We start from the raw sequence: 26,525 nt of genomic DNA, 5'->3' as shown, positions 1-26,525 counted from the left end.
CGAGCGCTCAGCCTGTGCGCCTGCGGTTCACGAGAACGGCCCCGACCAGCGAGACGACGCCGCCGGCCAGTCCGAGAAAGGAGGGCAGCTGCCCGAGGAAGACGAGTGACACGACGATGGTGACCGCGGGGAGGGCATAGAGGGCGGACGTCGTCGTGGTGACTCTGACCCGGGCCAGCGCGAAGTTCCACAGCAGGTAGGCGACCCCTGCGGGAAAAACCCCGAGATACAGGACGATGAGGATGCTGCTCCCCCGCGCCGTCGACACGTCATGGACGAGGCTGCCCATGAAGGGAAGCAGCATCACCGCCCCGGGGATCGTCACGAAGACGTTCAGCTGGAGCGGCCGGTAACGTTCCAGCAGGGATTTGGACAGCACGAAGTACAAGCTCTCGCCGATGGCCGCGGCGAGAACGTAGACCGAGCCCGCGTTGAACTCGATTCCCGCCCGATCCGCGAAGAGCATGAGCACGGTTCCGGCGATACCGATCCCGACGCCGATCCAGCCGGCGGTGGTCACCCGCTCCCGAAGGTAGATCGCCGCGAGGATGATGCTGAACACGGGCACCTGGCCGACGAGAAAGCTCGCGGTTCCAGGGGTGACCGAGCGCTCGCCGTACCCCACTCCCAGGTTGTAGACCACAATGAGCAGGAAGGAGCACGCCAACAGCACCGGAACGTCCCGGACCGCCGGCAGTCGCAGACCGCGGGACCGCCCCTCGGTCATCGCCCAGGCGATCAGCAGCCCGGCGGAGGCGAGAAGAAAACGCAGCAGGGCCAGGGCGCCGGGATCGAACTCGTCGAGCACGGCCTTGATGCCCACGAACGCGGACGCCCAGAGAACGACGGGCGTGCCGGTGGCAAGCCAGACCGCGAGCGGCATGCGTCCTTCGCCGCCTCGGCCGACGATCTCGGCGTCCTCCGGCAGGATGTCCTCACCGGCGGTCATGAGCGCGTCCTGTCGACCAGCACGCCGCCGACCAGCGCACACAGGTGTCGGCGACGCTCCGCCCGGTCTGCTCCGCCGTACCGGTACCAGTCGAAGCCGCGCAGATGGTCGGGCAGCCCGCGTGGCTGCGTCGCCCCGGGTGCGGCGGTCGGCAGCCAGCGGATCCTGCGCGCCTTCTCCGTCGCCCGAGAGGTGAGGACGTCGTAGGCGGTGGCCAACGGACCCACGTCCCACGAGCGCAGCGCGGGAGTCATGAGTAGAAGGCACACCCGTGCCTCGCTCCCCATCGCCACGAGGCGGGACGCGTCGGGCGCCCCGAACGTCGCACGCAGCCCGAGGACGGTCAGGTGCGTGGCGAGTTCGGCGGCGAGGTCGTGATCCTCGGCCAGGTGCCAGATGTGGACGTCGACCGGCGCGTCGAGCGGAGCCTGACGCAGCACGAGTCGCTCCTGGCGGGCACGCTCGTCGTCGACCTGTTCGTCGATCAGCGCGACCACGTCCTCGCGTGCAGGCGGAAGGTCCTCCTCGGCGAGCGCCCAGACCGCGGCCGCCGGCGGATCCCACTCCCGCGGCTCGCCCGGCTCGGGGAGACGGACAGCGGTCTCCTCGACCCGCGACGGGGGGCAGCCGACGTTCCTACGGGAGAGCCGACGGACGAGCAGCTCGCTGATCAGGTGCCGGACCGGCTCGCCCTGCGCGCAGACCCGCACGCGCAGCCCACCACGAGTCGGCCGCACGGCCTCCACGCCCACCCGCTGGTCGTCGGGGGTGACGGCCACCAGGAGGTTCCGCCACGCGTCCCACCGCCGGAACAGGGTGGTGTTGAGCACGTCGCTGAAGACCTCGGACGGCCGCGTGCTCACGTCCTGCGGCCAGTGCAGCTCGACCGCCGGTGCTGTCACCGCGCCCGCCGGGGCCGAGCTCGGGAAGGCGTCCGGGATCCACAGCTCCCAGGGACGCGCCGTGCTGCTGATCCAGGCCCGGCCGCGTTGGATCAGCAGCGCCCCGCCCAGGGGCCCGGAGGGCGACGGCACGGCGCCGTCCACCAGGTTCACCAGCCCACGGCAGGCGGCGGCAGCGGAGCGCTCGACGAGCCGGTCGCCGACCTCGGCCAGCGCGGACGGTCCGGTCGCGATCACGTGCGCGCCGAGGAACGCGACCTGTCCGGCTCGAGCGCCGCGCTCGCCCGCGGACCGGACCCAGCCCTCGGGTGTCGGCAGATCCGGCAGCCTCCGCGCCAGATCCTCGGCTGCCTCGCGCACGGTGGTGTACATGCGGCCCCCGTCCTGCGTCCTCCTGAGGAAGTCCCGCAGAGAGGTCGACACCACCTCGGCCGCCCCCGTGGTCGAGCCCGCACCGCCCAGCGGCCACAGCCGGATCTCCCGGCCACTGACGTCGGTGCCCGCGAGCACCTCCTGGGTCGGGCTGGCTTCCAGGCATCCCGACCACCCCGGGTAGGCGTCCTCGTTCCGCCACAGGGGATCGCCAGTTGCCGCGTCCCACACGGCAATGCTCTGATCGTGACCGAGAGTCGCCAGAAGCTGGGCGTTGTGGCTGACGGTGACACGCGCGATCGCTCCGCCATGCCCGTCGACCGTGAAGCGCGGGGCCATCGAGTGGTCGTCCCAGACCCTCAGTTGGCCAGCCGCGTTGCCTGTGGCGATGCCGCCGCGCCACCAGCACACCGTCCAGACGCTGCCCGGTCCGGCCGGCTGGTGCCTGCGAGCCGTCCACGTTCGGGGGTCCCAGACGGTGAGGAACTCGCCGCGTGCGGTCGTTGCGAGGCCGCTGCCGTCGGGCGACCACGCCAGGCTCAGGAACACGCCGTAGGGAGTCGGCAGCGGGGCGCCCGCCGCGCGCCCCGCCACGTCCGTGATCACGGTGCGGCGGTCGCCTCCGGCCGCGGCGACTCGTCCGCCGTCCGGCGACCACGCCACGCCGTTGACCCACCGTCGACCGGCCTGCGGCGTCGCGACCTGCCCACCCGTCGTGGTATCCCAGACGACGACGGTGCCGTCCTCGGCGCCCGATGCCAGCCATCGGTCGTCCGGACTCCACGAGAGACAGCGAACGGAACCGCGGTGTCCACGCAGCGTCACCTGACACACGCCATCACCCTCGAAGGGCAGCCAGATGTGGATCAGGCCGTCGTTGCCTCCGGAGGCCAGTCGCCGGCCGTCGTGCGACCAGGAGACGGCGCACACGCCCGTCGGATGCGCCGACCAGCCGCCGACGGGCGTCGGACCACTCACGCCGCTCCCTCCGTGGGCCCGCTCATCCGATGGGCCATCGCGCGGTAGGTGAGACCGGCCGGGATGCCGTCGTCTTGCCGCCCCAGTCGATCGTGGTGCCGTCGACGTCGACGTCATAGACGTCGCGGCCGGCCAGACTGTTGACGATCACCCCGCTGCGCCAGGCCATGCCGGCGAAGTTCGGATCGATCCAGCCGTGCGTGTGAAGCGCCATGTTGTGCACGAAGATCCTGTTGTCCACCAGGCCGTCCAGGCGGAGCGAGAAGTCGTCGTTCACCACTGGCCGTCCGTGTTCGTCGAGAACGATCCGCGCCCGCAGGCCGTCCAGGATCGAGGGAACTGTGGCGGCGAAGCCCGTCGCCAGGATCACCAGGTCCGCCTCGACCGCCTCGGTTCCGGCCGGTCCGTCGAGCTGCAGCAACCAGCTGGACGGAGTCCGGGACAGGCGGGTGAAGGTCCGGTCCACCAGGAGCCGGTGCCGAAGCCGCGGTCCCTCCAGGTAGTCGAGCTCGTACAGGCGGCGATGGATGTCCTCCAGCAGCGGCTGGAGGACGGCGTCGCTGGACAGCTTCTGCAGGGGCAGGAGTCGTTCGCGTTCGGCGCTGGACTGCGCGTAGAAGTGTCGCGTGTATCCGGGCACGTACAGCTCGTTGGCGAACGGGGACTCGTCGAACGGGGCGAAGTTCGACCGCCGGGTGATCCAGGTCACCTCGCGAGGAAGATCCGAATCACTGCCGATGAGGTGGTCGAAGATCTCGGCTCCCGTCTGGCCGCCCCCGACCACGGCTATCCTTCTGCCCGCGACGGCGGGGGCGCGCAGCAGATACTCCGTCCCGTGGAACACGGTTTCACCGAGATGATCCCGGGCGCCCTCGGGTATGGCGGTCGCGCGACCGACGCCCAGCACGATGTCCCGGGCATGAACGGTGCCCCGGCTGGTCTCGGCCCGGAAGGACCCGCCGTCGAAGGAGAGCGTGTCCACCCGCGTGCCGAACTGCACCGTGTCGAGGTTCTCGCAGATCCACCTGAAGTAGTCGGTGAACTCGGCGCGCCGGACGTTCCGGTAGTCGGCGACGATGAACCTGTTGAGCCGACGGTGGCGGGCGAGGTAGTTCAGGAAGCTGAACTCACTGGTGGGATCGACGAGTGTCACGCAGTCCTTGAGGAAGGGGGACTGCAGGGTCGCCTTCCGAAAGAGCAGACCGGGGTGCCAGGAGAAACTCTCCTTGGCGTCCACGAACCGCGCGGTCAGATCGTCGACCCTGGTCAGCAACGCCGCGGTGCTCAGATTGAACGGGCCCACGCCGATCCCGAGCACGTCGAGCCGGCGAGGCGCCCCCTCGGCCGGGTGGTCATCGGGCACGGCTGCCTCCTGTCCGGGACACACGGGCGAGTTCCTCGACGGTGAGTGGAGTCGCGGTCGGCGGCAGTGCCGGCGCCGGTGCCGGCGCCGGTGTCGGCACGTCGCCGGTGAGGGCGGCGATGGTGGGTCGACCGGGCCGGCCGAGCATCGTCCAGAGGTATCCGGCAAGGTCCGGCATGAACGGCTCGGCCAGGAGAGCGAGGCCGGCCAGCCAGCCCGCGTCGTGGGGCGCCGGCTGCCGCGCCAGCCACCCGTCCAGGACCTCGACCGCCGCCGGCAGGCAGACGGCGGCACCGGGTTGGAGGTGCGCGGCCTGCGCTTCGACGGCCGCGAGCGCCCGCTCGACGTGTTCGCCTGCGAGCTCGAGGGAGGTGGGCCGGGTTCGCACCCGCCCGAGCTGGGCGCGCAGCCGGTTGGTCCGTTCGACGAATCCCGCCACCGTGAAGTCACCGCTGCCGCGCTCCAGGGCGATGTGGCTGAGGTGGTAGCGCAGCTCGTCGGAGGTCGTGGACGTGTGGGCCAGGATCTGGTTCACCCAGATGCCGTGCCCACGGCTGGTGGAGACCTTCTCCCCCTCGAACAGCAGGAAGTGGTTTGTCACCATGTGGTCGAACGGCTTCAATTCCTCGTGGGACGCGGCGAGAGCATGGCTCGCACCGATTCCACCGACGACGTTGTCGATTCCGAAGAGGCCGACGGTGGTGACGTCCGAATCGGGCGAGAACGGGCTGAGCTTCTCCTGCCGTTCCTCCCGGTACACCTCGGCGCAGTACAGACTGAAGACGTAGTAGGGGTTGCTCAGGATCCCGTCCGGGCCGGCGAGGGCGCTCGGAATGCCCCACGCCCCCGGCTGGGACAGCCGGACCCGCCCGCCCGTCTGCCGGATGTACTCGACCGCGATCTCGCGGAACTCGGCATCGACGTCCGCGGACCGCAGGTGGTCGACGACTCCGTCGACGGAGGGTGGGGTGAGGTACCAGCTCTCGCACTTCTCCCAGTACAGCTCACCCTCGTCCAGCCTGGAGCGCGGCTCGAGGATCTCCGCCGGCTGATAGTGGTATCCGCACTCCTCGCAGGCGTTTCCTCCGCCGGGAGTCCGACATCTCGGGCATCGGCCCAGCAACCACACTCCGATGACGTACCGACCCGATCCCGTGGCGCGCGGCACCGGGTCCAGGATCTTCTTCGCACGGCCGCCGGCGGCGAGTTCCGACAGGAGGCGCTCGTGTACCGCCCGGTACCCGTCCGAGTGCTGATCGTCCAGCGGGGAGATCCAGTGATCGAACTCGACGCCGAGGCTCCTCAGGTCGTCGCCGATCAACGAATGGAACCGCCAGCAGGTCTCTGCCGGGGTGCGTCCCGACGTGAGGGCCTCCAGTTCGATCCAGTTCTCGTACGCGTCGCTGCCGCAGATCACGGAGACGGCGTGACCGGCGCGCCGCAGGTGCCGCGCAATGACATCTCCGCGCAGGTAGGGGCCGGCCGCGTGGCCGATATGCAGCCGGCCGTTCGGGGTGGGTTGCATGGGCAGGAGCAGATAGCGTTCTGGAGGTCCGGCGTTGATACCCACGAGTCTCCTCGGCCGTCCGCGGGAACGGAGTACTCCGCTGCCTTCGGATACTGGGCTGATCGTCAGATACTGGGCAGAGCGTCAGATACTGGGCTGATCGTCAGATACTGGGCAGATAAGGGGTGAAGTCGACGAGGAGCACGGAGCGCTCACCCGGACGGGGTTCGGTGCCGCGCCGCACCGGGCTGACGTAGTGGCTGACCCTGGGATCGTGGACCGCGTAGGAGTCCAGCGGGCGGTCGAGGGTGAACTCGGCCTGGAGCAGGTCGTAGGACACCTCCTGCGGGCGGAGACCGGAGCAGCGTGGCGGCGCGATGTAGTTGACCCCGCCGCTGATGTTGTCTCGGCGGATCAGGTGCGCGAAGGTGAACGGCTCGCCGTCCTGGTGCAGCTCGTTCGGCGACGAGACGACCTCGTCACCGGCAGCCGTCGCAGTGAGCTTGACCATGTGCACTCCGATGTGCAGGAGAGAGTCCTGGAAAGAACTCAGCCGCATGGCCTCACCCGCATCGAAGAAGATCAGATGATTCAGCAAAGCGTTCGATCGTACCTCGGCCGGGATCGCGGCAAACCGGCGTCGCGCACCCGGATGCTCCGGGTTGTATGACCCCTGGTAGTACTCCGCGACGGGGCCCATCTCGGGGTCCTCCACGGCCGGAATCCACGTGACGGACCGGTCCCAGGGGACGTAGACGGCGCGACTGTACCTGCGAAACCGGTTCACATCTGGTGCGTACGGGTCGGCGGGAAGCTCGGCGAAGACTGCCTGGAGCTCGGCCAGCTGAGCGTCCACCTCGAACTCACCGGTCTTTCCCAGGAGTTCCTCCCGCCCGTACCGACAATAGCCCTGGAGCAGCAGACGAGAGCGGGTTCCGCCCTCGGTGATTGTCATGCCATCTCCTTGCTCGCTGGTGTTCCCGTGGTTGGTGGTGCGCCCGCCCGGCAGGTCAGCGCGTCGGGCGGGCGTCACCGGTCAGCGCACTACCGGTTCGCGGCCCGGGCGGTCAGAGTCTCTCCGGCGATACCCCAGTTGTCGCGGGGCGTCTCCTCGATCACAACCCAGACGGACTCCGGCCTGCCGCCGGCGACCCGGACGTAGGAATCAGTCAGCTCGCGCACGATGGCGGCCTTCTGCTCGGCGGACTGACCGGCCGGCTGGTTGACCTGAATCAATGGCATTCGCTTCTCCCTGCCGTAGTTAGTGTTCTAGACTGCCGGCGGTCAGAGTGCCAGCAGCTCCTTCGGGGTGCCGAAAGTAATGCGGGCGATCTGCCCGGCGGTCAGGCCGGCCTCGGCGAACCACTGCCTGGAAAGCTCCAGCCACTGCCCGACATCGGGCTGGTCCGGCTGGCCGAGATCCGAGCTGTACACCAGGCGGGGATGCGAACGCAGAATCTCGCCGAAGCGTGGGCCGTCGTGATGGCCGAGTAACCGGGTGAGCGAGGTCAGCTCGACGTACACCGGGGACGCGTCGGCGAGCGAGTCCAGGTCGTCGAGGTCGAGCCCGCACATCGGGTGGGTCGGGTGGGTGAGCAGCAGGCGGTCCAGACCCGCCTGCATCGACTCGTCGACGATGCGGAATATCTCGTCCCGACTGGCATGGCCGGTCGCGATCACCACCGGGAGATCCCGCGCGGCCCGCAACACCTCCCGCAGCTGCGGCAGAAGGTCCGTGACCCGCTGGCCGCCCAGCGCCGCATCGTCCATGCGAGGGTGAAACGGTGTCCTCACCAGCCCTGACCCGTGGACCAGCCCTGACCCGTGGACCGGCCCTGACCCGTGCGAGCCGCCCACCAGCGTGGGAAGGTAGACCACCAGCCGGGCCGGGCCGTCGTCGCCGTGCTCGTAGACGGCACGCAACACCGTGCGCGTCTCCAGCCCGCCGCCGATCCGGTTCAGGGTGAGTGAGCCGGAGACCGGCAGCCCGTCCTGCCGGGCCTCCCAGGCGACCGCGGCCGTCGACCCCAGATGGCTCTTCACCACGACCCATCCCGCCAGCTCCGCATAGCGCCGACCGGTCCCGAGCACCGAGCGACGCCGCCGGTAGATGTCGGCTCCCGCATGGTGGTGCAGATCGATGAAGTCGGCGGCGAGCTCAGGCATGGTCGACCGGGGATCGGTCCGCCCGCGCGCCACGGTCCGCCTGCCAGGGCGTGGCGTAGCCGAAGGCAGCGCGGGCCTCGTCCAGTCGGCTTCCGGTCGCGACGGCGGCCGCGATGCGACGCTCGGTGATCTCCACCCGCTCGGCGCGCTCGGCCACCTCGGCGGCATGCCGGGCGGGAATCACCAGGGCTCCGCTGTCGTCGGCCAGGACGACGTCACCGGGACGCACGATCGTGCCGTGGATGTCCACGTCCGCGTTCACGCGTTGGAGTTCCACCCGGTTCTTGCCGCTCACCATGGTGATCCCCGTGCTGAACAGCGGATACCCGGCGGCGCGCACCTCACCGATGTCGCGCGCCGACCCGTGCAGGACCGTCCCCCGCACACCGCGGGCCGCGGCGACCGCGGTCAGCAGCGAACCCCAGGAGGTGCACGCGGTGCTGCCCCCGTTGTCCACCACCACGACCGCCCCGCAGGGCACGTCGTCCAGGTAGTTCGCCGCGCCCCGGAATCGGGGACCCTCCTGCGTCAGGGGTCCGTAGGTCACCGTGTGGGCGGGTCCGCACGCCCTGGCGCCCGGCACCCTGGCGGCTATCCCCGCCAGCACACCGCGCAGGCCGAGGCTGTCCAGGGCGTCGGACACCGCGGGCGTGTCCAGTCGGGCCAGCCGGTCGAGTACGGACGGATCGACGGTCATCAGAGCTGCCTTCCGGTGAGGGCTCGGCTGATGCTCCAGGCACACCAGGCGGAAACCACATCGGTCACCTGCGGTCCGCGCTTCGGGACGGAGAGGTGGAAGCAGACGGGGTCGTCGTCGACGGTGACCTCCGCGGTGAGTGCGAGGCCACCGGCGTACTCGGTGGTGCCGCCCGACCACGCGGATCGCCCCCGGGGCCGGCCATGGGCAGCTCGTCGACCGCCGCCGTCGCCATCGGCAGGCATTCCGCCGGCGGGCCCGGCAACATCAACAGGATGGTCCCGGGCAGGTCGAGCCGGGCACCCCAGGCGGTGCCGTTCCCGTTCGGGATGACGACGCTTCCCGGCGGGAAGAGCGCCTGCCGCCGATGGGCGTCGTGCACCGGCAGCCCGTACGACTCCAGCCGTGCGCGCACCGCCGCCCAGACCGCCTCGTCCTGTTCCAGGGGACGGCCGCAGGCGGCCGCGACGGCGGCCCGCGTGACATCGTCGGCGGTGGGCGTCAGGCCGCCGAGGACGACCACCACGTCGTCGACGCCCACGCGGGAGCCGATGGCCTCCCGCAGATCGGGCAACGTGTCTGCGACGGTGAACCGGCCGCGGACCTGATAGCCGGCCGCGTCCAGCAGCCGGCTCACCGCCGGGCCACTGACATCGGTGACCGCACCGCTGAGCAGTTCGTCTCCGACGGTGATGACGGATGCCTGCCTGCTGGGCTCGCGCGCGTCGAGAGCGTCTTCCACCGCGGCCGCCGCGGCCGCGGTGGTCGCCGTTCCGCCCAGGTCGTACGTCACGGTCCGGCGGGCTCGGGCCACCGCGCGCACCGCGGCGCGGATCTGCTCCGCCGGGGCGGGCAGCTCGAGGTGACGCAGCAGTTGGGCAGCCGTCAGGAACAGCGCCATCGGATTCGCCCTGCCCTGCCCTGCCATGCTCGGCGCACTGCCGTGAACGGGCTCGAAGTAGCTTCCGTGCTCGCCGATGTTCCCACTCGGAGCCAGGCCCAGCCCGCCCATCACCCCGGCCCCCAGGTCGGAGAGGATGTCGCCGAACATGTTCTCCGCGACAATCACTCCGAACCGCTCGGGCCGGCGCACCACCCACAGTGCGACCGCGTCCACGTTCAGGATCTCGACGTCGATCTGCGGGTAGTCCGCGGCCACCAGTTCCAGCCGGCCACGCAGGTAGTTTCCGCTGTCGCGCAGCACGTTCGGCTTGTCCGCGAGCGTCACCCTCCGATACCCGACTCGACAGGCGTGCTCGAATGCGAAGCGCAGCAACCGGTCCATGCCGTGGCGGGTCTGCAGTCGCAGTGTCACGCTGGTGCCCGACGCACCGGATGCCGCGGCGTTCTGATGGCGCCTGACCACCTCCCACAGGCGCTCGTCCGGACCATGGAAGTCCAGGCCCGCGTACAGGCCCTCGGTGTTCTCCCGGATCACCGTGAAGTCGAACCGGCCGCCACGCGCGTCGATCACCGGCCGCACGTTGGCGTAGAGCGACAGTCGCTGGCGCAGTTGCACCACCGGCGAGACGTATTTCAGCCCGGTGCCGCGAAGGTGGGCGGCCAGTTCGGCCTCCGCCTCGCGAACCGCCTTGCTCGTGACCGCCCCCAGCAGACAGGTGTCGGTCTCGGCCAGCAACTGCCAGGTGGCGGGCGGAACCGGGTCACCGTGCTCGCACCACTGCCGCCACCCGATATCACCGAACCTGAACCGCAGCGGCAGGCCCATACGCTCCAGCACCGGCAGTACGGCGTCGACCACCTCCGGCCCGATGCCGTCTCCCGGCAGCACCGCGATGCTCTTCATCGGTCGACATGCCCCCTTAGGAACCGGATGATGTGGTTGTTGACCGTCTCGGGGCAGTCGCTGTGCGGACGCATCCCGGCGCCTTCGACGGCGACGACCTCGTGGTTGGGCGCCGCGACCACGTGTGCCGCGGTGACCAGTCGGGACCTGGTTCCGACCAGGTGGAGCAGTGGCCCGCGGAAGGCCAGCACGCGATCCGTCAGGTCGGCATCCAGAAGCAGTCGCATCCCACCCGCGACCCGCCTGCCGGCGACCTCGTCGGTCTGCCCGGAGTCCGGCGCCCTGATGGACGCCGAGGTCTCGGCTCCGTCGGGCGCGACCAGCTCGGCCAGCCGGGCGAGGGCCGTCGTCAGGTCCCCCACTGCGGCCGGGTCTGCGACCGTGGACAACCGTCGGGCCAGGACCGCGTCGACGCGGGTGGGGGCCGAGACGAGTACGACCGGTGACGTCGGCGGGATGCAGGGCAACAGCGCCTGGGCGACGGTGCCGCCGAGCGCATTGCCCGCCAGCAGGTGCACCGGCTGGAGCCGGGCCATCTCGGCCGCCCACCGGCCCGCGAGTTCCACGACCGTCGTCACCGCGTCGGTCAGGAGGGCAAGGGTGTCGACGACGGTGACCCGCCAGCCGAGAGTGGTCAGCGCCCGCGTCACCGTGGCGAAGAACCGTCCGCCGTCCCACCTCGGCAGAACCGGCGAGAAGGCGAGCGCGTGCGGAGATTCCGCGGGGAGCGCCGACGGTGGAGCGAAGGTCGCGATCACGCCGCTATCCGGCCCGGCAGCTCACGGCCGGAGGACAGCTGACGGGCCCGCGAGACCACCTCCCGGTGGTCGTCGACGACGATGCTGCCTCGCGCCTCCACCGACAGGTCGAAATGCCCGAGCACCAGATCGGGCAGCGGCAGCGACGGCGTCGATTCCGGAACGCTTTGCCCCAACGTGTCGGCCAGTTGCAGAACCGAGCCCAGGTCGTAGCCGGAATCGGCCGGAGCGGTACGGTCGAGATAGGCTATCCACTGCTCGGCGACCAGGTTTCCCGGACCCTTGCCCATGCCGAGAACCGACGAGTCGATCCAGGTGGCACCCGCGTCCACGGCGGCCATCGCGTTCGACATGGCGAGACCGAGGTTGTTGTGGGCGTGGAGGCCGACCTCGCCGCCGGTCACGGACTTCACGAGAGTGACAAGTCTGCTCGTCTGGGAGGGCAGCAGGCTGCCGTTCGAATCCGCCAGATAGATCGCGTCAGCGCCCGCGTCCGCCGTGGCCGCGGCAATCTCGACCACCGCGCGGGAAGCGATCTGGGAGACTCTCGTCAGGTTCGCGCACACCGTGAAGCCGACCTCGCCAGCCTCGCGAATGACCCTGAGCGTGGGTTTCAGATCGCCCGCGGGAACACAGATCCGTACCAGCCGCGCACCCGCCCGATACATCGCCGGAAGGTCGTTCTCGCCTATGTTGTGCGGGTGCAGGATCACCCCCACGTGCTCGGGTCCGATCTCCGCGGCGACCGCCGCGATGTAATCGTCGTCGCCCCGCCCGGTCAGTCCCAGTCTGGGCATGGGCTTGAAGGAACCGTTCCGGTAGGCGATTTCGACCCAGTCGAAACCGGCGTCCACACTCAGCTTCGCATGCCGCAGCGCGTACTCCTGACTGAATTCGAATGAGTTGCGGTATCCGCCGTCACGCAAGGTCACATCAACATTCACGCAGGACATGGTCTCTCCGTTAGCTTCAGATAAAGGTAAGAATCTCACGAGTCGAGACAGGTTGGACGGAGGCCTGCAGATGCGGAAGCTTTGTGATGTGAAGGCTAGGAGAGCCCACTGGACGCGTCAAACAGGATGTCACCTATAGCGGTTATAGCCGACGGCCTATTACTGCCCGACGACCTGCAATTCCGCCAGCTCGAAGGCGCGCCAGCCAAATAGCGACGGAGGCGGGCCGCCGACCACGGACCGACGCCTTGTATCGCAGATCACAGGTCTCAAAGTTGCTTATCCGCAACGTTGCGGCAAGCATTCCGATTGAGAATGATCTTGCTTTACGTCGGCTTTCAGGTGTCGTTGACACGACAAGTTATCCCGCATACCTGCTTCGCCCGGACGACGAGATCCTGCCGGACCGATTGAGACCCATACGGGAAGCCGCTCGCGACGGTGGACCCAAGGGCAGACAGAAAGCCAACATCTGGTGACGGGGCCGGGGCGCGGCCGCAGGTCAACGACCCCTTCGACGTGAGCCCATGCCTCGGACGACCACGTCAACCAGACATGTTCAAACGCGGATCCTGCGCTCCATCGCGGTGCTGGCCGGCGCGTTCGACGCGGCCGGCTACGAGGCCGCGCACCCTCGGGCCGGTCGACCATGCCGCGCAGCCGGCGCTGGTCGCGCAGGCGCAGGCGGAGGCGGAGGCGGAGGCGGAGGCGGAGGCGTTCGCGTCGACGAAGGAGGGCTTCGGGCTGGCCGCCCTGTACGAGCGACTCGCCGGGGCGGGCGGCGGCTGCAGGTTCAGCCGTGCTCGCCGGGACCGGGGTTCGGACTGAAGCTGTCGTGCCAGACGGCCTTCGCCCCGCTGTCGCCGATCCGGTAGATCTGCACCACCGAGCCGACGGCGACCGCCACGCTCAGGACCGCGAGCGCGATCATCACCGCCGGCCCGCCGGGGCGGGCGGCGGCGTGCGCCCCGCCGTCGCCGGACCGGCCGACCTCGGCCCGCCGGGCCCACAACCAGACCGCCGCCGCCAGGACGAACAACCCGATCGCCCAGGGCAGCAGGCCGTCGCCGAGCTCGGCGTGCCGGCGGACCAACGCATCCGGAGGGACCCGCGCCTCGAGCCATTCCCCGGCATGGGTCGTCAGCGGCACGCTCACCAACGCGACCAGGGCGACCGACGGCGTGAGCACGCCGAGCCGGCGCCGGGCGGCGGGCCAGACGGCCGACAGCACGACCAGCAGCGCGGCGAGCGGCACAAGCACGACGACCACGTGTACGAGCAGCGCATGCGCTGGCAGCCCATTGATCTTCGTTGGTCCCACCGTGACTCCAATCCGGGCCGGCGCCGCACAGGGACGACGCATCATCAACTATCGCTGTAGTACTACAGCGATAGTGATACTACCGGTGTCGTAGTACGCGGCTAGACTTCAGGCCATGCGTGGCAAGGGGCCTGGGCGGCGGGAGGCCGGCGAGCTGGAGTCCGCCGTCCTCGCCGTGCTGTGGGAGGCCGACGGGCCGCTCACCCCGAGCCAGACCCAGGAGGCCCTGATCCGGGACGGCCACGAGCTCGCCTACACGAGCGTCGCGACGACGCTCGCCCGGCTGCACGGCAAGGGCATGCTGGAACGGACAGTCGCCGGCCGTGGTCACGCCTACACCCCGACGCCGGCCGCGGCCCGACAGCTCGCTGACCGCATGCGCGGGCTGCTCGGGGACGGCCGGGGCCGGGCCGAGGTCCTCAGCCACTTCGTCGCCGGGCTCACGGCCGACGACGAGGCCGCCCTCCTCGCGTTGCTCGCCGCCGCCGAGGACGAGCCTTCGACGGACGGCGGCCCGGCGCCCGTCGCGGGCGAGCCACCGGGCTCACTGTCATGAGCGAGGCATCCCCCGGGCCGTCGCGTGCCAGCCGGCCGTCCGCGCGACAGAACCGGCCGCTGGCCGACCGGTGGTGCCGGTGAGGTACATGGTCTGGGTTCCCCTGGCCGTCAACATCGTGGTCGCGATGTGCGCACCGGCGCTCGCCCGCCGGCTGCCCTACCGGGTGAAGCCGGCGGCACTGACCGCCGGTGCGGTGATCGCGGCGGCTGGCTGGGTGTGGTCCCTGACGTTGCTGGCGGCCAGCTTCGCCGATCGGATGCCGGCGCTCGCGCATCGGCTCGGCGCCACCGTCGGCGCACCGCCAGCCGAGCTCCCGCCGTCACCGGCGGGTGCGGTGGCCGTTCTGGCTGTCGGGGGCACTGCCGGCATGTTGCTGGCCGCGGCCGCTCGCATCGGCCGGGATCTGATCAGGGCGGAGCGGCTGGTCCGCCGGCTACCGCCCGGGCGGGTCCACATCGTCCCGCTGGGCCAGCCCGACGCCTGTGCGATCGGTGGCGTCACCGGGGGGCGGGTCGTCATCACCGCAGGCATGATCGACTGCTTGGACAGCGCCGAGCGGGACGCCGTCCTGGCCCACGAGCACGCCCATCTCGCCGGGGGACATCACTGGCTACGGATGATCGTCGCCTGTTGCGTGGCGGTGAATCCGCTGCTCAGACGCCTGCCCGGTCTCGTCGAGAACGCCTGCGAGCGGTGGGCCGACGAGCACGCGGCCCGCGCGACCGGGCAGCGTCGCGTCCTCGCCCGGGCACTCGGGAAGGTCTCGCTGGCGACGCTGCGCGAGGCCCAGCGCCACGGACCGGGCGTCGCGGGAGAAGCCCGATCGACGCCCACCACCTGCGGCTTCGACCGCAGTGGCGTCGCAGAACGGATGACGGCGCTCCTCGACGGATCATCCGGCGCCACCCGGGTGCCCGCGACGGTCCTGCTGGCGACCAGCGCGCTCGCGGCCATCATGATCGGTGCGGCGGTGCACGCCAGCACGGACTACCTCGCCTTGCTCCGCTAGCCGGCGCCGCAACCAGTCGCCGTGCGTCAGGCGTCGAGCACCGACCGCGCGCAGGCTTGGGAGTCGTAGCCACACGACCGGGCGCTGGCGGCGCTGGAGAGGCGGAGCGATGACGGTCAGGACCGGACGGTTCGGGGTGTGCATGGGCCAGCGCCATTGGCCGGCTGAGGCGAGTGAGCGGGCGGCGATCGCGGGCGAGCTGGAGGAACTGCGGTTCGGGGCGATCTGGTTCGGCAGTGCCACAGGCGATCTGGACCTGCCGGCGCAGATCCTCGCGGCGACGTCGCGGATCACGGCGGCGACCAGCATCATCAACATCTGGACCGAGCCGGTCGAGCTTGTCACGCGCCGGCACGCCGACATCACCAGAGATCATCCGGACCGGCTCCTGCTCGGCCTCGGCGCCGGGCACCGGGAGTCCGTCGAGGCCCGGACCGGACGCCGCTACGAACGCCCCTACCAGGCCGTCGTCGACTACCTGGACCGGCTCGACGCGGCCGTCCCGCCGGTGCCGCCCGCCGAACGGGCGCTCGCCGCCCTCGGACCACGCATGCTCGGCCTCGCCCGCGAGCGCACCGCCGGGGCCGTGCCGTACCTGGTCACCCCGGCGCACACCCGGCGGGCCCGGGAGATCCTCGGCGACGGCCCGCTGCTGGCCCCCGGTCAGGTGGTCCTGCTGGAATCCGACCCGACCGCCGCGCGCCGCGCCGCCCGAGCCGCCCTCGCCGTGTACCTGAAGCGGGTCAACTACACCCGCAACCTGCTACGGATCGGCTTCACCGCGGACGACCTCGCCGACGGCGGCAGCGACCGTCTCGTCGACGGGCTGGTGGCCTGGGGCGACCCGGCGACCGTGGCCGACCGCCTGACAGAGCATCATCAGGCCGGCGCCGACCACGTTGGCATCCACCTGATCACTTCCGGCGGCCCGCCGCCCCTGGCACAGTGGCGCAGACTGGCCGCAGCCCTGTCACCGCCCGGCTAGCCTCAATAGCCGCTCCGACTGGCGGGCGTAGCGGTCTGCCGCCGCCACCGGCGGCACGGTGCCCTGGGCGGGTCGGGTCTGGACGGGGATCGACATGGGCCGCAGACCCGCCCGGATTACCGGCCCGGTTCCGCAGGCTGGCCCGTCACCGGGCCGGCCGGAACCGGGCTGTCCGCCGGTCTCGCCACGGCCGGGGTCCCCTGGCCAGTGGATGCCGCCGGCCCGGCCGCGCCGGAACGGGCCGCGGCGGGCGGCACGGGCCGCGGCGCCGCCCCTGGTTCCGTACGCGGCCGACCGCCGCCGGGGACCGTGTCCCGCAGCGTTCGGTAAACCTCGCCGAACTCGCGGACCGCCCGCACGGAGCGGTACCCGCCGAGCCGGCGGGCCAGCATGCGCAGCCGCTCGGCGGTGCGCGCGGAGTTCACCCGGGCGTCGAGCCGGGCGGCGCGGACGGCCCGTTCGCAGGCCCGCTCGACGTCGCCCTGTTGCAGGTGGACCTCGGCGAACCACGTCTCGTACAGCGAGATCTCGCGGGCACGCAGCGGGTCGTAGCCGGTCAGGCCGTGCCGCAGCCGATCCTCGGCCCGGTCGGGGCGGCGCAGCTCGGTCCAGCACCTGCCGGCCATCACGTCGATCTCGCGGGCGTCCAGCCAGTAGACCCATTCGGGGTCCGCGGCCGGATCGCTGCGGTCGTAGAGCCGCTCCACGACGGCGAGCGTCTGCTCGCAGGCCCGCCGTTCCCCGGCCCGGGCGTGCGCCCAGGCAAGCCTGTCGGCGAGCAACGCCCGGGTCGTCGCCGACGCCGAGCGCCCGACCCCGGCACAGGCGGTCTGCGCGAGCAGCACCCCCTGCCGGGCATCGGCATGGTTGACCGTCTGGTAGGCCTGGGTGGAGATCAGGTTCGCGGCCAGCGCGGTGTCCCCGCCGGCGTGCGCGGCCCGGATCCCGCCGGCGAGGAAGCGCACCGCCGCCCCGTGCCGCCCGGCGTCGGCGGCGATCCACCCGGCGAGCTGGCAGAGCTGGGCCACCGACGACAGCAGCCGGCGACCGACCGCAGCGTCGTAGACGGCCTCGCGCAGCATCGTCACGCTGCCGAGGAGCTCCCGTTCGACCAGACCGACGAGGTCGCGCCCACCGACGTAGTCGTCCAGCCGGCGGAACTGGCCGACCCGTCCCTCCACCTTCTCCGCCAGGGCCGCGCCGACATGCCGCCCGGCGGCGAGCTCCGCGACCTGGGGCGGTTCCAGCAGCAGCCACTCGTGGGCGAGGCGGACCGAGTCCCACTCGTCGGCCTGCGCAGGTCGGGTCGCCGCCGCGACAGCGGGGGCGCGGACCGGCCGCGCCGACGCCGGCCCGGCGCTGCGGGCCGCCGGCACCAGGATCGGCGCGGGCACCGCGACCCGACCTCCCGCCGCCGGCGGTGCGCCCACCGCAGGGCCCGAGGCCGCGGGCGACGGTCGCGCGGACGCTGATCCCCCGGCCGCCGGTCTCGCGCCCGCCGCACCCTGCACCGCGGCGGCCAGGTAGTCGGCGAGCAGCTCACTGCTGCGCCGCGTCCACGCCCCAGGGGGACCCGCCGACCCTGGCGGCCCGGCGCCGGTCGATCCCGGCGGCCGCCCCGAACCGCCCGGTCCCGAACCGCCCGGTCCTGAATCGGCCGGCGCCGAATCGAGCGGCATTGAACCGGCCGGCATTGAACCGGCCGGCGCCGAACCGGCCGACACCGCCCGGCCTGATCCGGCGCCTGACCCGACCCGCCCCGACCCACGCGGCTGCGAGCGGCTGCCCGCCAGGCCCACGAGCCCCGACCAGGCCGCGTCCATATCCGCGTCCGCGTCCACGTCCACCGCCGGCGGCCCGGACCCGCCGGTGCGCCCGCCGGCGACGGACTCCCCCGGCAGCGGTGGCCGGAATCCCAGCTCGGGCTCCGTGACGCCGAACAACTGGCAGTAGGAGCGCCGATAGGCGACCCCGGGGAAAACCTTGCCGAGTTCGTGGCGGCGAATCATTTCCGCGGTCGCCGCCGGCGGGGTGAATCCGCTCTTTTCCGGCAGGCCGCGCAGCCGCTCGGCGAGGCCGTCCTGGGTCAGGCCGTGCGCCTCACGAAAACGCCGGAGAATATTCGGCGTCCATCCCGGATGTCTATCGACCGACACGTCGACTCCGTTCTCTCGCCCACCGCCGCGCCCCTAGATCAGGATAGTCAGTGGGATGAGACGAACGGGCAGAATTACCGGAACCGGAACCGGCGCATCGTCGATGTCCCTTTCATGTCCGGTCGTCGGCCTGCCCGGTCGTGGACCTGCCCGGCCGGTCGCCTCCCCGATGCTCTGGTCAGGCCGCCCGGGGTGCGGTGAACTCGTGGTCACGCGGCTGCGCCCGGGTGGACGGGAGGTCCCCGGCCGTGGGGCCGCACCACGGGTGCCGGTCGGCAGCGAGTTGCCCCCTCGAAGACCGGTACCCAGGTCGGTTCCGGGTGGGCGCCCACGGGCCACGCCGGCCCGCCCGGAGCCGGCCGCTCGGCGCCGACCCCCGCCCAGGGCCCCCTCAGGGAGCGGTGCCGAGCTCCGCCGCCACCGGGATCACCCGCTCGCCGAGGATGTGCAGCGGTTCGAGCCGCCACACGTCCCGCACACCGCCGATGACCGCCTGCACGCCGAGTTCGGCCAGCCGACCCAGGTCGTCGAGAATCCTTTCGACCCGCTCCCCGTTCGGCCCGACGTCGAAGGAATAGGTCGTGGTCTTCAGGATTTCGTTGTAATCCCGACCCTCGGCCTCGCAGTGCGCCCGCAGGATGTCGAGCTTTCGCGGCAGCTCCGGGCCGGGAAAGAGATTGCACGCCTGGGCGTAACGGGCCACCAGCCGCAGCGTCTTCCGTTCGCCGCCGCCGCCGATCAGGATGGGCGGGTGCGGCCGGGTCAGCACCTGCGGCGAGTTGAGCGGCCGGGTCAGTCGGTAATGCCGGCCGGAATAGGGGCCTTCGTCGTCGCTCCACATCCGCAGGCAGATCTCGAGGGTCTCCGCGAGGCGTTCGAAGCGTTCGGCCAGTGGCGGGAACGGCAGGCCGAGGCCCGCCGCCTCCGCCTCGTACCAGGCCGCCCCGATGCCGAGCCAGGCCCGACCGCCGGAGAGGACGTCGAGCGTGCTGATGATCTTGGCGAGAGCCCCCGGCTCTCGGTAGACGGCTCCGGTGACCAGCGTGAGCAGCTTCACCCGCCGGGTGTGGGCGGCGAGGAAACCGAGGGTGGTGTACGCCTCCAGCATCTCGTTCTCGGCCGGGCCGACCAGCGGGATCTGGAAGCTCCTCCCCGCCCCCGCCCCCGCCCCCGCCGGCGCGGAGACGGACCGTAGTTTCTCCCTCAGAGCGACCGGGACCCACGACGGACAGGATCCCGCCGGTGACGACAGCCACCCCTTCCGTACACGGAGAGTCGCTCGTAGAACGGCATCCCCGCCGTACACGCCCGCCAGACCCAACATCACAACAGGCATCTCGCGACGGACTTCCACCCGTAATGCCGGGAAACCCGGATGTACGACAATCCAGGCATGTTCGGTCCGGTAGCCGCCAGGACGGCCGTCGGGTGTCCGGGTGGCGGGACCTCCGGGGTGTCCGTACCCTTTTGCGCGAAGGTGGTGGCATCGCTCCGTCCGCTCCGCAGACAATCACATACGGTGACGGCCGGTCGGAGTCCGGGCCGGCGGGGGCGGCCACGCAGCCCGGTCCGTGCCCGGCGGTCGGCTCGGCGGACGTCCCGCCGCGGCGGGCGGTCGACCGGCTCGCGCACGCCGACCGCGCCGGGCCGCAACCGGAGGCCCGGCTCGCGGGCCCGCACCCAGCATCCGGCGGGGGGATGACCGGTTGACCACATCGCCACCTCCCCCACGCCGGTTCCGCCTGATCCGGCTCGCCCAGCTACTGCTCATCCTCGCCACGCTCGCCCTGTCCGTCGCCTCGTTCGTGGACATGCCGCACTTTGGCGACGAGGCCCGGTCGCTGAGCTACGGCGTCGCCATCGGCTCCGGCCTGATCTGCGTGTCCCGGGCCGTCCTCGTCCGCGGCGAGCGCGCCCCCTGGGCACTGCTCGGTGCCGGGCTCATCAGCTACGGCTGCGGGACGATCTACCACAACGTCGCCGTGGACGGGCGGGGCGACGACATCCAGCCCTCGCTGGCGGATCTCGGCTGGCTGCTGTTCTACCCGGCCTGCTACGTCGCCGTGATCCTGCTGCTGCGCCGGCGGCTGGTCCGGCTGCACCGCAGCGTCTGTCTGGCTGGACGCGTTCGTCGGGCTGCTCGGCGTGGCCGCGCTGACCAGCGGCATCGGGGTGGCGATGGCACGGGCCAACCCCGAGCACAGCGCGTGGACGATGACCGTCAACGTCATCTACCCGCTCGCGGACCTGCTGCTGATCCTGCTCGTCGTCACCGTGTTCGGGCTGCTGGGCTGGCGCCCGGGACGGGTGTGGTGGCTGCTGGGCGCCGGGCTGGTGAGCTTCGCCCTGGCCGACTCGCTGCTGCTCGTGATCGTCACCGCCGGGCACACACCGTCGAACGGGGTGCTGTCCAGCCTGTGGCTGCTTTCGGTGCTCATGCCGGCGCTGGCGTCCTGGCTGCGCCCGCGCTGGCAGCCGCCGGCGAAGATGTCCGGGTGGGGCGTGATCGCCGTGCCGCTGGTCCTCGCGACGGTCGCGCTGGGCCTGCTTGTGCTCGGCGCCGCGATCGACCTGCCGGCGGTCACCGTGGCGCTCGCGGCGGCGACGGTGCTGTCCGCCCTGGCCCGCGCGGCCTTCACCTTCATCGAGGTCCAGCAGCTCGCGGAGAGCCGGGTGCTGGCCCGCACCGACGACCTCACCGGCCTGGCCAACCGCCGTGGCTTCATCGAGCGGCTGACCCGGGCCGAGCAGCACACCACCGGACCGGACACCTTCGCCCTGCTGCTGCTCGACCTCGACCGGTTCAAGGAGATCAACGACTCGCTCGGCCACCAGGTCGGGGACGCGCTGCTGACCCAGGTCGGCACCCGCATCTCCGACGCCCTGCGCCCGGGCGACCTGCACGCCCGCCTCGGCGGCGACGAGTTCGCGGTGCTGCTCGAACACGCCGACGCCGACGCCGCCCGCCGGGTCGCCGACCGGGTGCTGACCGTACTCGCCGACCCCTTCGACGTCGGGGGAGTGACGCTGCACGTGGGCGCGAGCATCGGGGCGGCCGTCTACCCGGACCATGCCCAGGACGCGCACACCCTGCTGCAGCGCGCCGACGTGGCGATGTACGCGGCGAAGTCGGGCCGCACCGGCGTGGAGTCCTACCGGCCGGGCGCCGATGTGAACAGCCTCGTCCGACTGGACATGATCGAGTCGCTGCGGGCCGCCCTCGGCACCGGCCAGTTGGAGGTGCACTACCAGGTCAAGGTCGATCTCGGCTCCGGGCGGGCGGACGCCGTCGAGGCCCTCGTCCGCTGGCGGCACCCGACCAGGGGCCTGCTCGGCCCGGAGGAGTTCGTCCCGCTGGCCGAGCAGGCCGGGTTCATGCGGATGCTCACGATCGAGGTGCTGCACACCGCCCTCGACCAGTGCCGGCGCTGGCACGCCGCCGGCCTCGAGGTCGCCGTGGCCGTCAACCTGTCCGCCTCCGATCTGCTCGACCGGGGCTTTCCCGCGCAGGTCAGCGGGATGCTCGCCGGCTTCGGCCTGAGCCCCGCGGCGCTGGAGCTGGAGATCACCGAGACGACGCTCATGCTCGACCGGGTGCGGTCGGCCACGGTGCTCGGGGAGCTACGGGCGCTGGGCATCGGCATCGCCGTCGACGACTACGGCACCGGCTACTCGTCGCTGGCGCGGCTGCTCGAACTGCCGGTGAACGTGCTCAAGCTCGACAAGTCGTTCATCCAGCGGGTGGAGGACGACAGCCGAGCCGAGGCGATCGTGCGGTCCACCGTGGGCCTGGCGCACGCCCTCGACCTGCGGATCGTCGTCGAGGGGGTCGAGACCGCGGCGGCGGTGCGGATGCTGCGCGACGTCGGCTGCGACTTCGCCCAGGGCTACTTCCTCGGCGAACCCGGCCCGTCCGAGCTGGTTACCGAACAACTCCGGCAACAGGCGGCGCCGGCTGGCACGATCGACCTGGAGACCGCGACGCAGGAGACCGCCCCGCGGGAGACGACGACACGGGAGACGACGACACGGGAGGCGGCGACACGGGAGGCGGCGACACGGGAAACGGCGACGCGGGAGGCGGTCGGGCTTGCGACGCCCCGCGAGGCGGGCGCCCGGGAGACGGCCCGCGACCCCGTGGCCGACCGCGGGGCTCGCCGCACCGGCGGCCGTGCCCCGACGAGGGAGGGTGGCGTGCGTAACACTCCGGTGGCCCCCGGCTCGACGCCGGCGGGCAGCCCGTGGCGGTGACCGCGGCGCCCCGCGCGGTGGGTCCCACCGTGTGGGACGGCTTCTCGCTCCTGCGTAGCCCCGGACGGGCACCGGTCGCGATCGGGGGCACGCTGGACCCGGCGACGCTGGTCGGCGCCTACCGGGCGGGGGCGTTCCCGTGGCCCACCGGGGACGAACCGGAGGGCGCCGAGGCCGGCGAGCCGGCGCCGGCCGGGGTGGGCGGCCTGCGCGACCTGTTGCGGGCCGCCGTCGCCGCCCGCCGGGTGCGGCATCTGTCCCCCGACCGTCCCGGCGGCCACGACCTGCCCTGGTGGAGTCCCGACCCGCGGGCGGTGATCCCCACCGGCGGGGTGCGGGTGAACCGGTCCCTGCGCAAGCGGCTGCGCAACTGCGGGTGGACGACGACCGTCGACGAGTCCTTCGTCGAGGTGGTCCGGGGCTGCCAGCGCGACGGCACGTCGGGCTGGATCACCGACGAGCTGATCGACGGCTACGCGCGACTGCACGCCCTGGGATGGGCGCACAGCCTGGAGGTCTGGGACGGTGACGACCTCGTCGGCGGCGTCTACGGGGTCGGCGTCGGCGGCGTGTTCGCCGGCGAGTCGATGTTCCACACCCGCACCGACGCCTCGAAGGTGGCCCTCGCCGACTTCGACGCGCGCTTCGCCGCCGCCGGAGGCGTGCTGCTGGACGTCCAGATGACGACGGACCACCTCGTCGACCTCGGCGCGCTGGAGATCCCCCGGGCCGACTACCTGGCGGTGCTGGCGCGGGTGCGCGACGCCGACGTCCGGCTCGACCGCGACCGGCGGCCGGTCGCCCGCCTCGCGCCGCCCGCGGGCTGACCGGCCACCCCTGCCGCGTGCCGGCGGCTCAGCCGGGATCGAGCGGGCCGCTCGCCGCCGTCAGCGGGAAGCGGTCACCGGCCTCGCCGAGGACGGCGAGCAGGTGGTCGATCTCGTCGTCGGTGTTCGCGGCGGTGATCTGCACCCGCACCCCGACCTGGTCACGGGGAACGACGGGGAAGGGCACCACCGACGCGAAGACCCCCCGCTCGTACAGGAAGCGGCCCAGCGGGTCGGCGTTGTCCGCATCCAGCAGCGGGATCTCGACGATCGGGAATCCGCTGGTGTTCAGCGTGCCCAGGCCCAACCCGCGCAGGCCGTCGAGGAACCGGCTGGTCAGCCGATGCAACCGGGCCCGCAGCGCCTCGCCGCGCCGCTCGTTGACCCGCAGGCCGACCAGGCCCGTCGCCAGCGACGCGACCGGCGACGGACCGGAGAAGATGTACGGCCCGGCCGCCGACTTCAGGTACTCCTTCACCTCCGTCGGGCAGGCGACGAACGCGAGCAGCGACGAGTACGCCTTGGAGAACCCGCCGACGAGCACCAGGTTGTCGTAGCCGGCGCCGAGATGGCGAACGATGCCGTTGCCTCGGCTGCCGTACGGGCTCGACTCGTCGGGACCGCGCTCCCCGACGACGCCGAAACCGTGCGCGTCGTCGACGTAGAGCAGCGCGTCGTGGGCACGCGCGAGCGGGAGGAGCTCGTCGAGCGGCGGCCCGTTGCCCGTCATGCTGTGCACCCCGTCGACGCAGATCACCCGGGGATGGGGGGCCGCGCGCAACAGCCGGTCCAACCGGTCGAGCCGGTCCTCGCGGAACCGCGCGACGGTTCCGCCGCGGCTGGCGACCATCGCGGCCCCGTCGTGGGCGGTCTGGTGGGCGTGGAGCTCGACGAACAGCGCGCCCCGGCCGACCAGCGCGGGCAGTACCGAATGTTGGATATGTGTGATGGTCGGCAGCAGCAGCGCGTCCTCGGCGCCGAGCAGCTCCGCCAGCGTGCGCTCGATGTCGTCGTAGGGGCGCGGGCTGGCAATCAACCGCGACCAGCTCGGATGCGTACCCCACAGGTCCAGGTACGCCGGAACCGCCTCGATGATCTCCCGGTCGAGATCGAGCCCCAGATAGTTACAGGAGGCGAAATCGGTGAGCCAGTGGTCACCGATCCGTATCCGGCGACCGTCGATCTCGTCGACCGTCGCGTCGTAAAAGGGAGCCTGCCGGCGCATGCGGTCGAGTTCCGTGCGGATACCCAGCGGCCGGTCGAGTACGTGCCGCCAGGCCGGCGAGAATGCACTCGGCGCAGGTGGCAGGGGTCGACCCAGGGTTTCAAAGGTCTGGGACATCCGGCCCGCTACCTGGCCGGTCGAGGGTTCGGGGGGATCACGCGACCCGGCCTGATGATCGCGGATAGCACAGAATGTCGCGGGGATCCGAGTTTTCGGGAATTCATCGGATCCGAGTTGCTGGTCGGGCGCGCCACTACCATCACCCATCCTTGGGTTCACCGGGAACGCACGTCGCCGGGTCAGGGAACGAGGGGAAACCAACGGAACCAAGGGAACGTTGAACAGGTAAACGATAAACCCCCCGACCCGCCGATTCCACACATCGCGCGCGAGCTGGGCAAACGCATAGCGAGGTCCTCCGTTCACCGCACCCGACGCCCGCGCGGCGATACACCGGGGACGGCGCATCCCGGCTCCCCCGACCGAGCCGACCCCGCAGGGGGGTGCCGGCCCCTCCCGCCAACCCCGCCGGGGGGCGCCTTCCCGCTCCCACCAGGCCCGCAGGGGCGCCCGCCTCCTCCCAGCAGGCCCGCCGACGGTGCCCTCCCGCTCCCAGCCGCCGCCGGACCCCAGCCGCCGCCGGACCCCAGCCGGCGAGGCACCGACCGGCCCTCGCCCGGGGCCGGCGGCCCCCCGCGGCCGGAGTGTTATCGTCCCCGCCATGTCTGACACGGCGGCATCCGCGGCGACTTCCGCCGAGCCCACGACGGCGACAGCGGGGCCCTCCTCGTCGGGCGCGGGGCGGTCCGCGGCCCGCCCGGCGAAGGAGGCGACCCCGCCGACCCAGGCGGCACCGGCCCAGCAGGCAGCACCCGCCCAGCAGGCAGCATCGGATCCCCGGTCGGCACCGGCCCACCAGGCGCCCACGACCAGCACGGCGAACAGCCCGGACGGCGAGGCGACCCTCGTGCGCACGCTGCCGTACTCCGGCTGGGGCCTCGGCCGATCGAAGACCCTCTTCCTCGCCCACCGCAAGGAGCCCGTCGACCCGGCGGGGTTCTACTCGCTGATCGCCGCGGACTCCGTCCGCCAGCTCATGCGGTACACCTCGCTGACCGGCCAGCTCGTGCTGGACGTCGGCGGCGGCCCGGGCTACTTCCGCTCGGCGTTCCTCGACGCCGGCGCCCGCTACGTCTGGGTCGAGCCGGACGTCTCGGAGATGGAGGCCGGGGGCATCGAGGTCCCCGGCCGGGTCCGGGGCAGCGCGCTGGACCTGCCGTTCCTGTCCGGCAGCGTCGACCTGTGCTATACGTCCAACGTCCTGGAGCACGTCCCCGACCCGTGGCGGATGTGCTCGGAACTGGTCCGGGTCACCCGCCCCGGCGGGCTGATCTTCCTCAGCTACACCAACTGGCTGTCGCCCTGGGGCGGCCACGAGACGGCGCCGTGGCACTACCTCGGCGGTGACCGGGCGGCGGCCCGCTTCGAGCGCCGCAAGGGGCAGGCGCCGAAGAACATCTACGGCCGGACGCTGTTCCCGGTGTCGGTCGCCGACACGCTGTCCTGGGCACGCCGCCGCGCCGACGTCGAGATCCTCGACGCGATGCCGCGTTACCTGCCGGACTGGGCGAAGGTGATCCTGAAGGTGCCCGGAGCCCGCGAGATCGTCACCTGGAACCTCGCGATGGTGCTCCGCAAGCGCTGAGGCCGCCGCGAGCGGCGCCAGCGCCGCGGCCCGAA

At 71.8% G+C, this 26,525-nt stretch carries 20 protein-coding genes and 2 pseudogenes; 7 read left to right on the top strand and 15 right to left on the bottom strand.

Annotated elements, in window-relative coordinates:
* Window positions 1–7 precede the first annotated feature (7 nt).
* The 11 genes and pseudogenes from AC5R91_RS24155 to AC5R91_RS24105 form a co-directional block, all read right to left on the bottom strand.
* Window positions 8–949: a DMT family transporter gene (locus AC5R91_RS24155; RefSeq protein ID WP_495393596.1), complete on the bottom strand. Its 942-nt coding sequence runs from the start codon at window positions 947–949 to the stop codon at window positions 8–10.
* Window positions 946–3,201 (bottom strand): WD40 repeat domain-containing protein, encoded by a 2,256-nt coding sequence (locus tag AC5R91_RS24150; protein WP_495393595.1) that lies wholly within the window; start codon window positions 3,199–3,201, stop codon window positions 946–948. The genes AC5R91_RS24155 and AC5R91_RS24150 overlap by 4 nt, the downstream gene beginning before the upstream one ends.
* 22 nt (window positions 3,202–3,223) lie before the next feature.
* Entirely contained in the window at window positions 3,224–4,564 is a 1,341-nt protein-coding gene (locus tag AC5R91_RS24145) for a lysine N(6)-hydroxylase/L-ornithine N(5)-oxygenase family protein (RefSeq protein WP_495393594.1), read from the bottom strand.
* Entirely contained in the window at window positions 4,554–6,134 is a 1,581-nt protein-coding gene (locus AC5R91_RS24140; protein ID WP_495393593.1) for a class I tRNA ligase family protein, read from the bottom strand. Before AC5R91_RS24140 ends, AC5R91_RS24145 begins: the two co-directional genes overlap by 11 nt.
* Window positions 6,135–6,234: 100 nt before the next feature.
* Window positions 6,235–7,026, bottom strand: coding sequence for a 2OG-Fe dioxygenase family protein (locus AC5R91_RS24135; RefSeq protein WP_495393592.1), 792 nt, complete (start codon window positions 7,024–7,026; stop codon window positions 6,235–6,237).
* Between the two features lie 89 nt (window positions 7,027–7,115).
* Window positions 7,116–7,319: pseudogene (locus AC5R91_RS24130) on the bottom strand (tautomerase family protein); the annotation flags it as partial.
* Window positions 7,320–7,355: 36 nt separating this feature from the next.
* Window positions 7,356–8,237: a DUF6282 family protein gene (locus AC5R91_RS24125; RefSeq protein ID WP_495393591.1), complete on the bottom strand. Its 882-nt coding sequence runs from the start codon at window positions 8,235–8,237 to the stop codon at window positions 7,356–7,358.
* Entirely contained in the window at window positions 8,230–8,934 is a 705-nt protein-coding gene (locus tag AC5R91_RS24120) for an RraA family protein (protein ID WP_495393590.1), read from the bottom strand. The genes AC5R91_RS24125 and AC5R91_RS24120 overlap by 8 nt, the downstream gene beginning before the upstream one ends.
* A 64-nt stretch (window positions 8,935–8,998) precedes the next feature.
* Window positions 8,999–10,741: an isocitrate/isopropylmalate family dehydrogenase gene (locus tag AC5R91_RS24115; protein WP_495393589.1), complete on the bottom strand. Its 1,743-nt coding sequence runs from the start codon at window positions 10,739–10,741 to the stop codon at window positions 8,999–9,001.
* Window positions 10,738–11,499, bottom strand: coding sequence for an alpha/beta fold hydrolase (locus AC5R91_RS24110; protein WP_495393588.1), 762 nt, complete (start codon window positions 11,497–11,499; stop codon window positions 10,738–10,740). The genes AC5R91_RS24115 and AC5R91_RS24110 overlap by 4 nt, the downstream gene beginning before the upstream one ends.
* Window positions 11,496–12,452, bottom strand: a complete 957-nt coding sequence (locus AC5R91_RS24105; RefSeq protein ID WP_495393587.1) for a hydroxymethylglutaryl-CoA lyase-like TIM-barrel protein — start codon at window positions 12,450–12,452, stop codon at window positions 11,496–11,498. Before AC5R91_RS24105 ends, AC5R91_RS24110 begins: the two co-directional genes overlap by 4 nt.
* A gap of 555 nt (window positions 12,453–13,007) precedes the next feature.
* On the opposite strand from AC5R91_RS24105, the gene AC5R91_RS24100 reads away from it, so the two are divergent.
* Entirely contained in the window at window positions 13,008–13,280 is a 273-nt protein-coding gene (locus tag AC5R91_RS24100) for a hypothetical protein (protein ID WP_495393586.1), read from the top strand.
* On the opposite strand, the gene AC5R91_RS24095 is transcribed toward AC5R91_RS24100, so the two are convergent.
* On the bottom strand, window positions 13,246–13,773 hold the full coding sequence (locus AC5R91_RS24095) for a DUF2231 domain-containing protein (RefSeq protein ID WP_495393585.1): 528 nt from the start codon (window positions 13,771–13,773) through the stop codon (window positions 13,246–13,248). The genes AC5R91_RS24100 and AC5R91_RS24095 overlap by 35 nt on opposite strands.
* Window positions 13,774–13,888: 115 nt before the next feature.
* Here AC5R91_RS24095 and AC5R91_RS24090 point away from each other — a divergent pair, with 115 nt between their 5' ends.
* The 3 genes from AC5R91_RS24090 to AC5R91_RS24080 all read left to right on the top strand — a co-directional run bounded on the left by AC5R91_RS24090 (window position 13,889) and on the right by AC5R91_RS24080 (window position 16,326).
* Window positions 13,889–14,329 carry a BlaI/MecI/CopY family transcriptional regulator gene (locus AC5R91_RS24090; RefSeq protein ID WP_495393584.1) on the top strand — a complete coding sequence of 147 codons (441 nt, stop codon included), beginning with the start codon at window positions 13,889–13,891 and terminating at the stop codon, window positions 14,327–14,329.
* An 88-nt stretch (window positions 14,330–14,417) separates the two neighbouring features.
* Complete coding sequence (locus tag AC5R91_RS24085; protein WP_495393583.1) at window positions 14,418–15,341, top strand: M56 family metallopeptidase; 924 nt, start codon at window positions 14,418–14,420, stop codon at window positions 15,339–15,341.
* Between the two features lie 109 nt (window positions 15,342–15,450).
* The gene (locus AC5R91_RS24080; RefSeq protein ID WP_495393582.1) at window positions 15,451–16,326 is read left to right on the top strand and encodes a TIGR03620 family F420-dependent LLM class oxidoreductase; all 876 of its coding nucleotides are present in this window, start codon (window positions 15,451–15,453) and stop codon (window positions 16,324–16,326) included.
* Between the two features lie 116 nt (window positions 16,327–16,442).
* Here AC5R91_RS24080 and AC5R91_RS24075 read toward each other — a convergent pair whose 3' ends face one another.
* Window positions 16,443–18,482, bottom strand: coding sequence for a helix-turn-helix domain-containing protein (locus AC5R91_RS24075; RefSeq protein WP_495393581.1), 2,040 nt, complete (start codon window positions 18,480–18,482; stop codon window positions 16,443–16,445).
* A 391-nt stretch (window positions 18,483–18,873) separates the two neighbouring features.
* Window positions 18,874–19,734 (bottom strand): LLM class F420-dependent oxidoreductase, encoded by an 861-nt coding sequence (locus AC5R91_RS24070; protein WP_495398045.1) that lies wholly within the window; start codon window positions 19,732–19,734, stop codon window positions 18,874–18,876.
* A gap of 454 nt (window positions 19,735–20,188) precedes the next feature.
* Here AC5R91_RS24070 and AC5R91_RS24065 point away from each other — a divergent pair.
* Together AC5R91_RS24065 and aat are read left to right on the top strand one after the other, a co-directional pair.
* Window positions 20,189–22,733: pseudogene (locus AC5R91_RS24065) on the top strand (putative bifunctional diguanylate cyclase/phosphodiesterase).
* Complete coding sequence (gene aat / locus AC5R91_RS24060; protein WP_495393580.1) at window positions 22,724–23,560, top strand: leucyl/phenylalanyl-tRNA--protein transferase; 837 nt, start codon at window positions 22,724–22,726, stop codon at window positions 23,558–23,560. The pseudogene AC5R91_RS24065 and the gene aat overlap by 10 nt, the downstream one beginning before the upstream one ends.
* A 28-nt stretch (window positions 23,561–23,588) precedes the next feature.
* Here the strand turns inward: aat and AC5R91_RS24055 are convergent, their stop codons facing one another.
* Window positions 23,589–24,902: an aminotransferase class I/II-fold pyridoxal phosphate-dependent enzyme gene (locus AC5R91_RS24055; RefSeq protein ID WP_495393579.1), complete on the bottom strand. Its 1,314-nt coding sequence runs from the start codon at window positions 24,900–24,902 to the stop codon at window positions 23,589–23,591.
* A gap of 850 nt (window positions 24,903–25,752) precedes the next feature.
* Here AC5R91_RS24055 and AC5R91_RS24050 point away from each other — a divergent pair.
* Window positions 25,753–26,490, top strand: coding sequence for a class I SAM-dependent methyltransferase (locus tag AC5R91_RS24050; RefSeq protein WP_495398044.1), 738 nt, complete (start codon window positions 25,753–25,755; stop codon window positions 26,488–26,490).
* Window positions 26,491–26,525: the final 35 nt, after the last annotated feature.

The sequence above is a fragment of the Frankia sp. BMG5.60 genome (assembly GCF_059428125.1).
The sequence above is the reverse complement of the archived record's forward strand: the minus strand, read 5'-3'. Positions and strand labels throughout refer to the sequence as shown.

Coding starts and splice junctions, on each gene's coding strand:
- AC5R91_RS24155 (WP_495393596.1), bottom strand. CDS start 949: ATGACCGCCGGTGAGGACATCCTGCCGGAGGACGCCGAGATCGTCGGC.
- AC5R91_RS24135 (WP_495393592.1), bottom strand. CDS start 7,026: ATGACAATCACCGAGGGCGGAACCCGCTCTCGTCTGCTGCTCCAGGGC.
- AC5R91_RS24125 (WP_495393591.1), bottom strand. CDS start 8,237: ATGCCTGAGCTCGCCGCCGACTTCATCGATCTGCACCACCATGCGGGA.
- AC5R91_RS24120 (WP_495393590.1), bottom strand. CDS start 8,934: ATGACCGTCGATCCGTCCGTACTCGACCGGCTGGCCCGACTGGACACG.
- AC5R91_RS24115 (WP_495393589.1), bottom strand. CDS start 10,741: ATGAAGAGCATCGCGGTGCTGCCGGGAGACGGCATCGGGCCGGAGGTG.
- AC5R91_RS24105 (WP_495393587.1), bottom strand. CDS start 12,452: ATGTCCTGCGTGAATGTTGATGTGACCTTGCGTGACGGCGGATACCGC.
- AC5R91_RS24100 (WP_495393586.1), top strand. CDS start 13,008: ATGTTCAAACGCGGATCCTGCGCTCCATCGCGGTGCTGGCCGGCGCGT.
- AC5R91_RS24090 (WP_495393584.1), top strand. CDS start 13,889: ATGCGTGGCAAGGGGCCTGGGCGGCGGGAGGCCGGCGAGCTGGAGTCC.
- AC5R91_RS24085 (WP_495393583.1), top strand. CDS start 14,418: ATGGTCTGGGTTCCCCTGGCCGTCAACATCGTGGTCGCGATGTGCGCA.
- AC5R91_RS24080 (WP_495393582.1), top strand. CDS start 15,451: ATGACGGTCAGGACCGGACGGTTCGGGGTGTGCATGGGCCAGCGCCAT.
- AC5R91_RS24055 (WP_495393579.1), bottom strand. CDS start 24,902: ATGTCCCAGACCTTTGAAACCCTGGGTCGACCCCTGCCACCTGCGCCG.